This is a genomic window from Mesorhizobium sp. YL-MeA3-2017, from assembly GCF_030814575.1.
GTDB classification, from domain to species: Bacteria; Pseudomonadota; Alphaproteobacteria; order Rhizobiales; family Rhizobiaceae; genus Mesorhizobium; species Mesorhizobium terrae.
In genome coordinates, this window is record NZ_JAUSVH010000001.1 from 3,792,831 (window position 1) to 3,808,109 (window position 15,279).

Consider the following 15,279-nt stretch of genomic DNA (forward strand, 5'->3'; position numbering starts at 1 on the left):
GTCACTTCCACCGGAACGATTTGCTCATCAAAACCCACTGATCGACATTGTCGGCGCCCGCCGGCGCCGAAAAGGTAAGTTCGGCGAGCTTGCCGTTGCGCTGCATGTAGAAGCGCTCGCTCTCAAGGCGAATCTGCTTGTTCGTCACCGGGTTCGGGTTCGAATTCGATGTGAAGACCACTTTGACCGCTGGGCCCGCAGGCAGCTTCACCTGCTCGATCTTGAGAACCTTGACCGCCCGGCCGTTTCTTTCCAGATCGGCAACCTGCTGCGCACGTAGAGTGTCAACCGTGATCGCCGAGGCCGATTGTTGGATGCTGAGTTCGATGCGGCCGTATTTGTCCGCGAAGGTCGCACCGTCTTTCGTGTCGGTGCGGGCCCAGCCCTCCGGCACCTTCATGGCGACGCCCTGCGCTGCCTCGAAAGTAATGAATTGTTGATTGTCCGGGATGTCGCCAGGTGGATTGATTTCCGGCGCCACAGCTTTTTCCTGCGCCGCGGCCGGAAGGGCCATTCCCAGAACCGGTGCGATGATCAGCGCCAACCCAATCGCGTGCAGGCTCCGCCTGGTCAGTGGTAGAGATGTCATGGTTATCTCCCGTTCGTCGCGGAACGATTTGTGCGATGCAGAAGCGCTAACCCGCGAAAATGAGTACGGAATGAGGTCGCCTCTCGGCTCTTGCGTTTGCCTGAGGACGTCAAAAAGGAAAGCTGTAGACCCTTTCGGTCAGGTCCGTAGCAAGGTCGCGCAGACGGATTGGGGATCGGTTGCTTGACTGCGTAGGCCATCGCTAGCCAAACCGAGACCGCTTGCGCTAAGGATGGAAAAGTCCTGCGCCGCGCGATCTCGGTCCACGAACTGCCTTCGAGGCGTTCAGGTTTATTTCGTCTTGATGCCTGCCTTGCTCAGACCATCGGTGATTGCGGTGTTGCAGGTTTTATCGTCGTCCTTCTTGAGTGCGGCCAGGGCTTTGACCTTCGCTTCTTCCAGAGCGGTCTTGGCGGGCGCTGTCAGGTTCGGCGTCGCAAACGCCTTTTCGAGTTGAATGAGGTCGGCTTCGCAGTCAGCCCGCGCCGCAGTGGTAGCGGCAATTCCGATCGCGGCGGTCAGCAGCAAAGCCTTGAACATCGGATAAGTCATGGAGTTTCTCCTGTTTCTGGGCCAATGGAGTGTGATGCTCGTATGAGCTTCAGGGCTGGAGTGGCGCCGGTCTCCCAGCCCCGATTGGCGTGATTAGACCCGGGGGCGAGGCGTTCTCGATCCGGTTGACTTTGTTGGCTGGCGGGAAGAGAACGAGCGCGATGATGCCGCCGAACGACGAGAGGGCGTCGCCCTCGTTGTTGCTTTTTGGCCCTGAACTCAACGGCGTTTTCAGAGCCGCGGCTGGTCTACGGCCCCAGTCACTCACAACACGCCAGAATGTCCGATCCATTGCTTCGGTTCGACTGGTCAGCCACGGAAAATGCCCATAGCGGAACGAAAGGTGCCCGTTGGCCTCGTCGGCGGATTTTCCGCCCTTTAGAAACGCATAGAGCGCGGATGCAAGGCCCGATCGATCAGCTCCCCCCTCGCAGTGGATCAGTATCGGTTGTTCGGACGAGGCGAGCGCTTCGATGAGCGAGGTCAGTAGAGCCTCGTTCGGTTCGACGTTGGCAGACATTGGCAGACTGATGTGTCGAGCGCCCGCCTTCCGCGTCACTTGGATTTCTTCGTCGTACCAGGAGTGGCCTGGCTTCTCGCCGCGAAGATTGAGGACGGTCCGGATACGCTTTTCCCTTAGAAGGGAAGCAAGTTGCGACGGCGATAATTGGCCGGATCTGTAAACCTTGCCGGCTTCGACCTCGTGAATGTTACCAGTGACGCGGAGATAGCCGGCCCAACTGCCCGCTCCTGCAGCGATCATCCCGATAGTGGCAAGAAAGACCGTGAGCATTTTCCGCCAAAGAGGCCATGTAAGGAGCGGCCTCATGCTCTCGCCGCTCCCATGGTGCCGCAGCCACTCGCCATGGACTTCTCCTCTTTGTCGATCCAACGAATGCCATCTCGGACGAGAGATAGGATCGGAGCGGCTCCGGTCTCCAGGCCCTGATTAAGGGGTCAGGCCTCGCTCGGGGCGCTCTCGATGCGGTCAACTTTGCTAACCGTCAGGAAGGCAACGAGCGCGAAGATGCCGCCGAGAAAGAGAAGACTCGTGTTGATCGTTCCCCAGCCCAAGCCACCCGCGATGACCGGTTTGGCAAGGAAATCGCCGATCGAAGCGCCAACCGGGCGGGTCAGGATATAGGCGATCCAGAACGCCAGAATCGGGCTGATGTTGGCAAACAGATAGGTGGCGTAAGTGACCGCGATCATCGCAGCGAACACGATCGCCGACAGGCCATAGCCAAGGTCGAACTTCTCGGCCATGAGATCCCCTGCGGAGGTGCCGAGCGCGAAGGTGAAGAGGATCGCAGCCCAGTAATAAAGTTCCCGCCGGCGGGTGATGATCGTGTGAATGGAAAGCGTTCGCTCGCTGCGATACCAAAGCGCGAATGCTGCAATGAGAGCAGCAGCAAATGCAACCGTGGTCGTCACCAGACTGACCCCCATGCCATCGACGAGGTTGTCCGAAATCAAAGTGCCAACAACGCTGATGAGCACAACGGTGAGCCAATACGGTACTGGAATATAACGCTTCGCTCGCAACTGGGCGATCAGCGCGATGATGAATGCCCCGCTCATGATCCAGGACGTCATCGTGAGACCCCAGTCAAGTCGAACAGCCAGAAGGTCGGCCGCTGTTTCGCCGACGGTCGTTGCAAGGATCTTGATGATCCAGAAATAGATCGTGACCTCGGGGACCTTATTGAGGAGTGTCGCTTCCTTAGTGTCGTGGTTGTTGGGCATGTCTTTCCTCTGGTGTCGGCTCCGGTATTCTCCGCACCGGAGTGCTTGCGCTGGCGGTCGAACGGATCAAGCAAGCGGTAACGCGCGACAATTAGGAAGGAATGAGCTTTCCCTTTCTGGCTATGTTACCATCGCGTAGGCCGATGGCGCTTACCGCCGTGTCCCGCCAAAAAAGCGCAGTCAGTCTCCTGGCGGTTCGATCGAGACCAGGTCGTCGACATGGGTCGGCTATTCTGCTGGCTCCACCGGCAGCGTGCCTTCACCGTCGGCGGCGCGCCAATCGCCAGGGATGCAGCCGTGATCGAGGCTGGCCTCGACTTCGCGCTGACGTCCGCCGCCACGCTCGGCGTCACCTATGGTGGTCGGTTCGAATCCGGTGTCTCCGACCGTTCCGTCAAGGCAAACTTCAACGTCAAGTCTGAGGGAGGCTGCCGCGCGATTTCCGAAAGCAGATCCGTCGCGGACCCGCGACGGATTGAAGCTCGACGCGGCGAGGTTCCCCTATGGCGACCCAGAAAGCTTCTCTTTGCACCTCCTCGATTGCCGCTCTCGGCATTGGACAAGAATCCTGCCGTGGTGGCGGCGACGGATACCTTTCCGAGATCCTCATCGTGATCGCCGGTGTCTCCGGTGTCGGTGCTTTCTTGCAGATAATGCCTTCGATCCGGACTGTCATGCAGGCGGCAGGTATCGCCTTCGTCCTATGGTGCGCGGTCAAGGCACTGAGGTCCGCCGGTAGTGCGAGCCGGCCGAAATGAGCACGAAATGGTGGCGAAACCCGCGGACAGGCCGTCGTATCGATGCTGGTCGCAACCCGGCTGAACCCACTGGTCTATATCAAGATCATGCTGCTCGTCGGGGTGTTTTCCTCAAGCTACGACAACAGCCTGCGTCTCTGGTCCGCACTCGGCTTCCTCGGTGCCTCAGGCGTGCGTTTCTGCGGGCTTCCGGCCTTCGGACGCGTCCTGCACCAACACGATGTGCTGGCCAGTTGGTCGGAGCGTAGCTCGTCGAGCGCATCCACCCACCATCTAGTGCTGCTCAAAACCCCATCAAAACTTGACACTGAAGTTAGCGTGAATGCTCTGGTCGGAGGCGCGAGAAGCGAACTGACCACTGTAGAAGACGCCAAGAGCCGCGGCCGGGCCGATGGCAAGATCGAGCCCGGCCTCAACCACGGCTGCATCCCTGGCGATTGGCGCGCCGGCGATGGTGAAGGCATTGCCACCGGCGAATTCGAATGCCGCAAGTGGCGTGGTGTCGCCAAAGGCGTGACGCCAGCCGAGCGTGCCTTTCGCCGTTGCGATCATGCCGCCAAGCTCAAAATCGGTCGAGGCCCGCAGACCCAGTGTCGAGAAGGTGGTGTCGGTCGTCGTGCCAGCGCTCGACAGCGTCGCTGCGCCGCCCTTCTCCCGGAAGCCATCGGTATGGAGGTTGACATAGGCAAGGTTGGCGAAGGGCTCGAAGCCAAACCGGCCGGCCTTGATCCCGTAGCCGAGTTCACCGAAGACCTGCGTTGTTCCGGCTTTGTAGTCGCTCCTCACGCTGTCTGCAAAACCAGGGAAAGCGACATTACGATTGATCGAGATGTCGTGCCACGTATGGGCCAGACCGGTCCGGAAGGCGAGAGCCCCCCACTGCGTGCCGCCATAGAGGCCGAGATGATAATCGTCGCTGACGCCAGACGAGCGGCGATCGTTGACGTCGAAATCGGTGCGGCTGTAGCCGCCGAGAAGACCGAGCCGCCAGTTGTCAAAGACGAGAGCATCACCACCGATCAGGAAGCCCCCGGTGGAGCGTGATACCCGGGCGGCGTTGCCGTCGCTGTCAGTCTGCCCCCAGGAGCCGAAGCCTTGGCCCCAGACCGCAAGGCGATCAGCGGTTGCGAGCGCCGGGACGGATTTGTCGTCGGCATAGGCCATCACCGGCGTCGATACTGCGCCTACTGCGTCGAAGGCGGTGCGTATCCGGTCGATAGCGGCATTGCGCACGAAGCGGCTATCCTCGATCAGCGCCGTCTTGGCCGAAGCATGGATCTCACCCGACACCGCATCGAAGGCAGCGCGCGCGGGCGACGCGTCAAGCTGCAGCACCGCGTTATAGATTGGATGGCCCCAGCCGAGCGTCTCGACCCCGCCGCCTGCCGCGCGCTGGTTGCGCGTGCCTCCGATTGCAGCGAAGTCAATGCTGTTGCGCGTCAGCGTCAGATAGACGTTGTTAGGATCATAGGTGAGCGACGGATTGAGGAAGGCGAAGTTCGAGGTCACGCTGCTGAACGAACCGGACCGGCCGCCATTGGCGGTCAGGATGGTATATGTCGTAGCCGGCGCATAGTTGCCGGCTCCCGCGAGCACCTGGACGGTGCCGCCATTGATCGTCGCCGTTCCCGTGGCGACCACCTTGTCGGCCTGGCTCGCTGCGTTGGCTTCGACCTGATAGATCGAGCCCCTCGCGAACGCGATGTTGCCGCTGATGTTGAGCGTACCGATCGAATTTCCTGGCGCGATCGTGCCGCCGCCGTTCACCATTGTTTCGCCGACCGTACCGGCGCCGCCAAGCGTCGCTCCAGCGTTTACGATCGTCATGCTCGAATTCGCGATCGAGCCGTTCACGATCAAACTGCCGGCGTTGATGACGGTGTCGCCGATATAGGTGTTGGTGGCCGTCAGTATGGCGGTGCCGGAACCATTCTGCTGCACGGAGCCGTTTCCGGAGATGGTGCCACCAAAGGTGACGGCATCCGAGCGGTTAAATGCCAGCGTGCCGTTGTTCGCGACATTGCCAGCGATCGAGCCGCTGGTGCCACCACTGCCGAGTTGCAGCGTGCCGGCGTTGATGACGGTGCCGCCGGCATAGGTGTTGGTGGCAGTCAGCGTGGTGGTGCCGGAACCATTCTCCTGCACGGAGCCGCTTCCGGAGATGGCGCCACCAAAGGTGACGGCATCCGAGCGGTTGAATGCCAGCGTGCCGTTGTTCGCGACATTGCCAGCGATCGAGCCGCTGGTGCCACCACTGCCGAGTTGCAGCGTGCCGGCGTTGATGGCGGTGCCGCCGGCATAGGTGTTGGTGGCGGTCAGCGTGGTGGTGCCGGAACCATTCTGCTGCACGGAGCCGTTTCCGGAGATGGCGCCACCAAAGGTGACGGCATCCGAGCGGTTGAATGCCAGCGTGCCGTTGTTCGCGACATTGCCAGCGATCGAGCCGCTGGTGCCACTGCCGAGTTGCAGCGTGCCGGCGTTGATGACGGTGCCGCCGGTATAGGCGTTGGCGCCCTGCAGGATCAGCGTGCCGAGATCGTCCTTGACCAAACGGCTGCTGCCCGTAAGCACGGAGCCGATATTGGCCACGTCGCTTGCGCTCGCTGGCGATCCGTCGCCCACCCGGATCACGGTCGCACCACCCGTGCCCGCCAACGTGATCGGGTCGCCCCTCACGCTCCAGCCCGTACCGATGAACTGCATGCCCGTCGCGGATACAGCACCAGCGCCGGCATCGACTTGCACCGGGCCGTTCGTGCCCCCACGCGCTCCCTGAAACACAGCGAACTGCCCGCCCCAGCGATCCGAGTAAGAGCCGTTGGCGTCGGTCCAGTTAGTCAGGGGCCCTGCCGTCCATGTGCCTGGGCCACCGACGATCGCGCCGGTCGGCGCGGTGGTTGTACCGTTCCAAAACTGAACCGCACCTGGGTTGACCACCAGATTGACCTGGTTGGCGACGGCCGTCTGCACCATGCCCCTCGTACCGCCAGGAATGAAGCCGACCGCAAGGCCGTAGTCGGTCAGCGTGCCGCCATAGTCGAACAGGCGATAGACGCCGGAGCTATAGCCGCCCGCATTGGTAACGTTGAGTGTGCCGGCGAGCGTCAAGTTGCCGGTGATGTTAAACAACCCTGTCGTCCCCGGCGCGCCCAGCGCCGCAGCCACGATTGAGCCACGGTCCAGCGCAAGCGAACTCATGGTCAGCGTCTGCCCATTGCGCCCCGACAGCGTTCCACCGTCAGCGACCGTCACCGCACCGACGATGGTACCCGCGCCCGTAAGCGTCCCGCCCGAGGCGACCGCAACCGACGGACTGGTCAGCTGGCCGTTGACGCGCAAGATGCCGGCTTGCACGGTCGTCGCAGTCGCGAAGGTACCGTTTCCTGTCAATGTCCAGTCGGAGCCTTGCATGGACAGGTTCTCGAAGCTGAGGAACTTGGCGACCGATTCAGTGCTGGTGCCTTGCAAGGTGAGACTGTCCGTACCGGTGCCGCCCTGGACATTGCCCCCGAGGATCGAGCCCGTGTCCAAGGTCAAGTTGTGCGTGGCGCTGCCCTTGAACCGGATCGCGAGGCCGCCGGTGGCACTCGCGATCGTGCCGCTGTTGGTGATCGTTCCCGCGCCGGTGAAGCTTATGCCAGCATCCGTCGTGGCGCCATTGCTCGTCAGGGACCTGATGGTGCCTGAGTTGACGACGGTTCCGCCGCCATCGACCTCGATCGCCGAACCGCCGCCCTGAGCTTTCGAAGCTTCAATCAGGCCGGCATTGGTGATCGAGGTGGCGCTCGAGCCGTTGGCCCAGACGCCATTATAGGCACCGAGGATCTGTCCGCCGGCATTGTTGGTGAGCACGCCGTTCTGAATCGCGACGCCGGTGGCAAAGCCGCTGTCGTTGCTTTTGATCAGGCCGCTGTTGATCACCGTACGGCTGGTCCCGAGGATGATCGAGACGGCGTTGGAACCGCCGTGGCTTTGGACAACACCTCCGGCAAGATTGGTGAAGATACCACCGCCGCCCAAGCTCACGGCCGCGCCAAGGCTCTCGGCCGTGATCGTCCCAGCATTGGTTACCGTGCCGGCAGGGCCGCCGATCTTGAACACGACACCGCCGTTTGTACCGTGGATCGTCGCGCCAGCCCGGTTGTCCACGGTGCCCGGCGCTCCCTCGACCCAGATGCCATTGCCGAGGTTGCCGCCGTCGATGGCGCCCATGTTGATGACGCTACCACCAGCCTTGAATTTGACTCCATCTCCGGAATTGCCGGGTCCGATCGTGCCTTGATTGGTCAAGGTCCAGGCGTGAGTGGTGGCGCAAAGCGAAGCAAATGAACTGCAGGTTAAGGTGGCCGTGGTGTTGGTGACGGCAACGCCCGGCGAAACTCCAACCGTCGTACCAACGTATCCATCGAGATTGATACCGTTGTTGGTGTTTGTCGTTATGTTGACATCGTCGGCGTGGCTGGCGCTCGGGAATGCTATCAATGAGATGATCGCAACAGCAGTCCCAAAAGCTGTCAGTGCGGTAGTCTGAGGTCGCGCCTCCGTTTTGAGGGCCTGTGACCGACCATGCGATAAAATAGGCGCGCACGTCTCATTCCAGTCAGACAGCGTACTCCCGCGAGTGATCGAACCAGTTTTGATATCGCTCTTGACGGTCGACACTACCGATAGATTACAAGAGAGACTGGTTCTGGTTCGTGCTGCATTGTCGTGCAGAAACGAGAGATCCATGAGGCGGTCCTCTCGCTTCAGAAGCGGTAGCGCAGGTCGAGGCCGACATGCACGCTGTTGCCGATGGCCTTGTCGCCTGAGATGCCGTTGGCGAACACGTCGACGGAGGCCTGCTTGGTGAAGCGGTAGCCAAGCCGTGCGCCATATTCGAGCCAATTGGCGTTGACAGCCCCGCCGGCGAGCACACCGATACCGGGCACCCCAGCCTTCAAGCTGGACTTGGCGCCGAAACCATGGGCGCCGGCCAGCCATAAGGTGGCGTCGACGTCGGCGGTGAAGGCATGCGTCACCTGACCGCGTAGCTTGACGACATCGGCGCTGTCAGTGCCCTTGAACACTGTCGCTTCGAACGGATTGCCGCTGGAGAGCGGTTCCCCGTACGCGTTCACCTTCAGCCATTGCCGGCCGAGTTCGCCGGAGATCGCGACCTCATCGGCCGGCGTGGCGAAAACCACGGCGCCGAGCCGGCCATAGACATAGCCGAGCGCGCCACTGCCGCCGCCTTCGCCGGTGGCGATCCCCGCGCCGTTAGCGTAGCTGCGGCTAAAGCGCAGACTGGCGTCGGGAGCGATCCAGCCGCCGGCCTCGACATAGGGGCTGACCCAACCGGAAATCGGCGGGGCGACGTAGCGCACCGCAGCGGCCACAGTGACAGCGCTCTTTAGGCTGGCGTTGCGATAGTTCTCTTTCTGATAGGCGATGCCACCGAGCAGGGTCAGGCCGTTGCCGAAGGCGATGCGGCTGAAGGCGCCGCCAGCGGCCGAACCGGCGGCGGCATAGAGGCCGATCTCCGAGGGCGCGCCGATCGGCAGGTTGGCACCGAGCAGAGGCGCAACCAGGCCATGCTGGTGGATGGCGAGACGGGCGCGGGAGAGGGCGAGATCGTCGATCGAGCCCTGCACGGCGGCGCGGGTGGTTATGCCCGCGATCGGCGAGATCACCACAGGCGGCGTGACGGGCGGACTGACTGGAGGCGTGACAGGCGGATTGACTGGCGGAGTTACAGGTGGATTGACCGGTGGGGTTACAGGCGGCGTCACCGGCGGGGTCGTCTGCTCGACATAACGCACTACATAGGCGTGCGAATTTAACGAGGGGCTGAACGTCCCGTTGCCGACAATGAATTGTCCGTCGCCGGATATCGCTTGCGCATTCGCCAGCGTGATACCGGTCATGTTGACCCCCGCATTTGCAAGGAGCGTATTGAGGTCGGCCATGCCGGTCGCTTGCGTCCAGCGAAAGGCATGCACGCCACTGCCAGCTAGAGCGGAATAGCCAACGACGATGGAACCGTTGGCGCTCACGCCATAGGCGACAGAAGTATTTCCTCCAAGCGTGCCAAGATCGGCCATGCCACTGCCCTGCGCCCAGCGGAAGGCATGGAAGGTCGCGTCTCCGGTCGTCGTTGAATTGCCTACCGCCACCAAGCCGTCGGCATTCGTTCCGTATGCTGTGGCAATTGTGCCGCCGAGCGTGCCTATGTCTGTCATTCCGCTGCCTTGGGTCCAGCGGAATGCGTGCTGGGCAGTATTTCCAGTCGTGGCCGAGTTTCCGACGATGACGAGGCCGTTCGAACTGACGGCGTATGCGACAGAAGAATTTCCCCCAAGCGTACCAAGATTGGTCATGCCATCGACCTGAGTCCATCGAAATGCGCGATAGAAACTGCTGCCGGTGGGGTTGGCGCGACCGACAATGACCGAACCATCGGAACTCGTGCCATAGGTGTAGAGCTGATTGCCGCCCAACGATCCGATGTCCACCAGTCCCGCTGCCTGTGTCCAGCGGAATGCATGGAAAACGCCCGCGCTGTTGCTTGAGTCCCCGACGACGACTGATCCGTCGGCGCTCACCCCGCGCGCGTATGATTCCACGCCTCCGAATGTGCCAAGGTCGATCATGCCGCCGGCCTGTGTCCAGCGAAAGGCGTGGGTCGATGATGGAGACGACGATGGAGAGGAGTCGCCGACAACCACCGAGCCATCGGAACTGAGCGCAAATGCGCCGGAAAAACTGCCGCCGAGCGTGCCCAAATTGAGGGGCGTCGTCGCTGTTTGCGCCTGTGCTGGCACCAGCACACCCGATGCCACCAATGCCAAGGTTGAGATGCCCGCCATTGCTCGGCATCTGAAAACAAACTTGTTCTTCTCCATGCGCTATTCGCCCCCGACCGATTCTCCCAAGAATTGGGGAAAAACATGCGGTCTTGAGGTCGAATTGTCTCTCCTCGGAAAAGAGGAGAGATGACAAAAAAGTCTCTAAAAGACTAGGACAACCCGCTAAACACAAGGCGGGCGATCGCCTGCGCGCGTGTTCTGGCCCCGAGCTTGCGGCGAGCCTGATCGATGTGACTTCGTACCGTGGTTTGCGATACGCCGAGCAACGTGGCGATGGCCGCATCGGTCTTGCCGGCCGCCACCCAGCGCGCGCATTCAAGCTCGCGATGTGTGAGGGTCGCCTGCGGGTCGGCAACCGGCGCAACGCCGGTCAAAGTGCGGCAGCGTTCATGTGTCAGAAATGAAAGCTGGTGCAATTCGCGGCGCAGCGCGGATGGCACCGGCCGTTCCTTGCCCGCCATTGCGACAAGTCCGAAGTAGCCGCCGGGCCCATGGATCGGCACCGAGAACCCATCCGTCCAACCCCATTCGGCGGCGGTATCCCAAATGTCCTGTTCGGCGCGCGACAAGATGCGCTCGGCCTTCGCTTCAAGCCAGGTGAAGGGCGCGATGCGCCGTCTGGCCTCGGCGACGACATAGTCGGCGGCGACGAAATTGCGCCGAGCATAGAGTTCTATCCAATCCGGCGGCCAGTCCTGAAAGAAGAAATGCGTTTCCGGTCCCTTGTCGGTCGGCAGAAACGCGCCGCAGGCGCTGGCCGTGTAGCCGAAGGATGCAATACGCTCCTTGAACAGGGTCCTGACAGCCTCGATCGTCGTGCACTCCTCAAGCACGGCAGAGAATTCTCCAATCATCACCCCCCCGTACGTTCATATGAATTGCGCAATTAGTCAGAATTCGAAGATGTGCTGGCGGGCATACCGTTCTCTCATCCTACCGCATCATGCCGGACCGGCAGTTCAACCGGAAGGGGCAAACCAGCTCGGTTCGTCGCCAATCGCGGGTCGCCACACTTCGGCGGCAGGGGAAGATGATGCAAGAAACGCTCAACGACTTCATTGGTCATGCCATCCTGAACTCGGCTCTTGCAGCTTCAGGCGCGATGCCGTGAAGGCATGACGCGGCGACTGGGCGTCAAATCCGAAAGCGCCAATCCGCAGCCGCCCGCGACCGATGCTTAAGGGAGTGGTATGACGTAAACGAATTGCCTGGTTTTGCCGTCGTCGATGACCTTTGCCGCATCCGCGCCAGATCGCCAACACGCTCAACATCGAGTTGCAGGCCGACTGGCGCACCGGTCCGCGCATGTCAGAAGGCGACCTTGAGGCCGATCTGTCCGCCGTGGGTAATGCCGCCGTGCCCCATGATGCGGCCGCTATAGGACGCGGTGAGCGCGGTCGTGGCGCTGAGCGCCAGCGCGCCGTAGCCGCCCAGCTCGACGCCATAGCGGCCAAGGCCTGGCGCCTCGATCCCGAAGGAGCCCGGCGAGGAGAAGCCGGCGGCCGTCGCCCGGACCGATCCGTCGTGGTCGCCCAGCACGGCGAACCCCTTGACGCTCGCGCCGAGGCTCAGCGCCTGGCCGTTGTCGATGGCGAAGCTGTGCTCGGCCGTGAGGCCGAGACTTGGCCGGACCTGATTGCGCGTCGCCGATTCCACCGACAGCGGCAGCAAGCCGCCGCTCTCGGCGTAAGATGGCGAATTCCAGCCAAGCCAGGACAGACCGGCGCGCGGCGTGAGCGTCACCCCGCCGAGGTTGAAGGCATAGCCGGCGGTGACGCCGGCGCCATAGGTCGTGGCATCGAAGCTCGCGGTCGTCGCGTCGGAAATGCCAACCCATGAGCTGTTCGTATCGAAATGCTGGCGGCCGGCGAAGGCGGCGGCCGAGAAGCGCCAGGCGCCGGGTGAGTAAAGCGCGAACGCGCCGGCGCGGAATCCATCGCCAGAGGCGCTGTCGCGCGAAGTGGCGTCACTCATCGACCAGGTCGTGCGGCCGCCTTCAGCGGCGAAGCCGACTGAGAGGTCCGGTGTGACGGTATAGCCCAAGCCGCCGCGCACGCCGCCGAAGCTGTAGGTCGATCCGGGCAGCGAGGCCGTCGCGCCGATCCGGCCCCAATAGCCTGTCCCTTCCAGAAAGACGGACCACCGCGAAGGCTTGCCGTCCACCATCACCGGCGCGCCGATGGCGGCCTTGCCCGGTCCGAGCAGCCGCGACAGGAAGATGTCGCTGGCGTCGAGCGCCACCACCTGCATCGCCGGATGCGCCGTGCCGATCGCGCGCACGACGCCAAACAATGTGTATTGCTCGAACTGCGTCGTGGTGCTGGTCGTCGTCGTGGCTTGGTCGATCGTGTAGGTGGTCACAATGTCGAAGTTGGTCAGAATTACACCGCCCGAGACAGTCAGCTTTACCGCAGTCGGATCCTGAAAGACGATCTGGTTGTTGCCGTTTAGGATCAGCGCCCCATTTGGTGCCAGGTTGCCCGATTGGCGAAAGTTGATGTTAAAACCCGGCAGGGACGCCGTGTATTGTGCAACTGGCGCGACGGCGGTGCAGCTCGGGGCCGTCGTGCCCGGCAGACCCGAAATGCCCGTGCAGGTGCTGCGCGTACCGATCTGGATGGGCGACTGGCTGGGACCGACGGTGACCACGGCTGCAGTCGATGTCGACGTACCGGCAAGACTGTAGAGCGTTGTCGAACTGGTTGCGGTGGTCGTGCTCGATGCAGTGAGAACTGGCGCACCGATGATGACTCCCGGCCCGCCCGCCGTGGTGATCGCCGCGCGCGCAGCCACCACCCCGCCCTGTGCGGCAGCATCGCTGTACGGCACCGAGAAGGTGTGATCGTAGAGCGGCGTACCGCCATTGAGCCTGCCAATGATCTCGGTCGCGTAAATTGTCGTGTTGGTCGTCCGCGTGGTGGGCGTGTTGAACACGACCTTTTCCTCGCTCGAGGTGCTCTGGGCACTATTGCCACCGGCACCACCTGGACACTGAGGATCGAAGACGGAGCAAACTCGTTGGTTAATCGGCGTGTAAGTTGGCAAACTCTGCGCATGGGCCGCGCCACCCGCGACCAATCCCGGCAGGGCAGTGCCCAGCGTTGCCGCAAGCACGCGGGCGACGGAAGCCGACCGCTTCCGTTCGCTCCGCCCCGCTCTACGCGCTGATCTCCGGTGCTGCTCCGAAGTCCGCTGATACCCCCAATGCAATTGGTCGCCCACCCCAGCACGCATCACGCCGCCGGTGCAGTGCTGGCAGCGTCCGTCGCCGCCGCAGAGCGCACAGGTGCGACCATCGGCCTGCACTCCGGTCCCGCCGCAACCGGCGCACCGTCCAGAGCCGTTGCAAAAATAACAGATCGCCATTCGCCCCCGACCGACTCTCCCAAGAATTGTGGAAAAACATGCGGTCTTGAGGTCGAATTGTCTCTCCTCGGAAAAGAGGAGAAATGACAAAAAAGCCTCTTCGCTTCTATTTCGCGCCGGAAGACTAGGACAATCCGCACAACACAAGGCGGGGGGATCGCCTGCGCGCGTGTTCTGGCCTCAATGGCTAGCAACGAAGGCGTTGGACTATTCTTGCTCGAGATCGCCTTAACCGACATTCGAAAATGTTCGGGCGGTGACCGAGGGGATGGGTTTGGAGTGAATGGAGACGTCGCATTCCTGGTGCCGCACAGCGCAAAGCCGGCTTCTGGGAATGAATGGCTGGGATATCGTGAGCGACCATAGATTCACCATAGGCTCCGGGAGCGGGCGCGCCGTGGCATCGAAACCCGAAAGCCGCCTTGGCGCGCCAAGAAACGCGCCCATCACTTTCGCCGTCCTGATTTTTCCGCAGTTTCCAATGATGGCGTTTTCCTCGATCATCGAGCCGCTGCGCGCCGCCAACGCATTGGCGAAGAAAGAGTGTTACCGCTGGCTCATCGTCGGGCCGGATGGCGGCCCGGTCGCAGCCTCCAACGGCGTCGTCATCCAGCCGGGCTTCGCCGCCGCCGCCAATCCGAACGCCGACCGCATCGTCGTGTGTTCTGGCGGTAATGCCGACCACCTGGTCGCCGACGATGCCGTCGCCTGGATCCGCAAGAGCTTGCGCGGTGGCACGCATCTCGGCGCGGTGGCTGACGCTGCTTTCTTCCTGGCCCGCGCAGGCCTGCTCGACGGGTACGCCTGCACCCTGCACTGGACCAGCCAGGCCGCCTTCACCGAAGCGTTTCCGGAGATTGAGCTGCGGCGCGACCTCTATGTTATCGACCGGCGACGCTTCACCTCCGCCGGCGGCGTCGGCGGGCTCGACATGATGCTGGAGATCATCACGGAGGACTACGGTTCGGAACTGGCGGCCGGCGTGGCGGAATGGTTCGTGCACAGCCCACTGCGCTCCAGCGTCGACCGCAAGCTGATGCCGCTCCGGCTACGCACAGGCGTGCAGAACGAGCTGGTGCTGTCGGCCATCGCCATCATGGAGGATGCAGTGGAGGAACGGCTCGCCATGTCCGATCTGGCGGCGCGCCTCGGCGTCTCACCGGATCGACTGGAGCGCAGCTTTCGTGCTGAACTTTCCATTCCACCCAACAGCTACTATCGCCGGCTGCGCCTGAAGCGTGCCGCCGATCTGCTGGCGCATTCGACACTTGCCGTGCGCGACGTTTCGTTGGCTTGCGGCTTCGCTTCCATGTCGAGCTTCGCGCGGGCATTTCGTGAACAATATGGCCGTACGCCGAAGGCGGCACGACGAAGTTAGTGTGGCGGATTGTTGAGCGATCCCTGCGGTATTCTGCACAAT

11 protein-coding genes and 1 pseudogene are annotated in these 15,279 nt (G+C 62.3%); 3 read left to right on the forward strand and 9 right to left on the reverse strand.

The window, feature by feature from the left end:
* Window position 1: 1 nt before the first annotated feature.
* The 4 genes from QFZ88_RS18150 to QFZ88_RS18165 form a co-directional block, all read right to left on the reverse strand.
* Window positions 2-544, reverse strand: coding sequence for a hypothetical protein (locus tag QFZ88_RS18150; RefSeq protein ID WP_245317483.1), 543 nt, complete (start codon window positions 542-544; stop codon window positions 2-4).
* A 336-nt stretch (window positions 545-880) separates the two neighbouring features.
* On the reverse strand, window positions 881-1,141 hold the full coding sequence (locus tag QFZ88_RS18155; protein WP_065997589.1) for a hypothetical protein: 261 nt from the start codon (window positions 1,139-1,141) through the stop codon (window positions 881-883).
* A 49-nt stretch (window positions 1,142-1,190) separates the two neighbouring features.
* Window positions 1,191-1,934, reverse strand: coding sequence for a tyrosine-protein phosphatase (locus tag QFZ88_RS18160; protein WP_065997587.1), 744 nt, complete (start codon window positions 1,932-1,934; stop codon window positions 1,191-1,193).
* 164 nt (window positions 1,935-2,098) lie between these two features.
* The gene (locus tag QFZ88_RS18165; protein WP_065997586.1) at window positions 2,099-2,887 is read right to left on the reverse strand and encodes a hypothetical protein; all 789 of its coding nucleotides are present in this window, start codon (window positions 2,885-2,887) and stop codon (window positions 2,099-2,101) included.
* A gap of 297 nt (window positions 2,888-3,184) precedes the next feature.
* Between QFZ88_RS18165 and QFZ88_RS18170 the strand changes: the two genes are divergently transcribed.
* Window positions 3,185-3,502, forward strand: a complete 318-nt coding sequence (locus QFZ88_RS18170; protein WP_171021029.1) for a hypothetical protein — start codon at window positions 3,185-3,187, stop codon at window positions 3,500-3,502.
* A 38-nt stretch (window positions 3,503-3,540) separates the two neighbouring features.
* On the forward strand, window positions 3,541-3,645 hold the full coding sequence (locus tag QFZ88_RS29550; protein WP_373426408.1) for a hypothetical protein: 105 nt from the start codon (window positions 3,541-3,543) through the stop codon (window positions 3,643-3,645).
* 294 nt (window positions 3,646-3,939) lie between these two features.
* Here QFZ88_RS29550 and QFZ88_RS18175 read toward each other — a convergent pair whose 3' ends face one another.
* The 5 genes and pseudogenes from QFZ88_RS18175 to QFZ88_RS18195 form a co-directional block, all read right to left on the reverse strand.
* Window positions 3,940-8,127: an autotransporter domain-containing protein gene (locus QFZ88_RS18175; protein WP_179654217.1), complete on the reverse strand. Its 4,188-nt coding sequence runs from the start codon at window positions 8,125-8,127 to the stop codon at window positions 3,940-3,942.
* 266 nt (window positions 8,128-8,393) lie between these two features.
* Window positions 8,394-10,139, reverse strand: a complete 1,746-nt coding sequence (locus QFZ88_RS18180; protein ID WP_245317482.1) for a hypothetical protein — start codon at window positions 10,137-10,139, stop codon at window positions 8,394-8,396.
* 30 nt (window positions 10,140-10,169) lie between these two features.
* A pseudogene (locus QFZ88_RS29555) lies at window positions 10,170-10,529 on the reverse strand (hypothetical protein); the annotation flags it as partial.
* Between the two features lie 113 nt (window positions 10,530-10,642).
* Window positions 10,643-11,347, reverse strand: coding sequence for a LuxR family transcriptional regulator (locus QFZ88_RS18190; RefSeq protein ID WP_083237697.1), 705 nt, complete (start codon window positions 11,345-11,347; stop codon window positions 10,643-10,645).
* Between the two features lie 454 nt (window positions 11,348-11,801).
* A complete protein-coding gene (locus tag QFZ88_RS18195) occupies window positions 11,802-13,427 on the reverse strand; it encodes an autotransporter outer membrane beta-barrel domain-containing protein (protein ID WP_065997579.1) in 1,626 nt (541 codons plus the stop codon).
* Window positions 13,428-14,340: 913 nt separating this feature from the next.
* Here QFZ88_RS18195 and QFZ88_RS18200 point away from each other — a divergent pair.
* A complete protein-coding gene (locus QFZ88_RS18200; RefSeq protein ID WP_245317492.1) occupies window positions 14,341-15,237 on the forward strand; it encodes a GlxA family transcriptional regulator in 897 nt (298 codons plus the stop codon).
* Window positions 15,238-15,279: the final 42 nt, after the last annotated feature.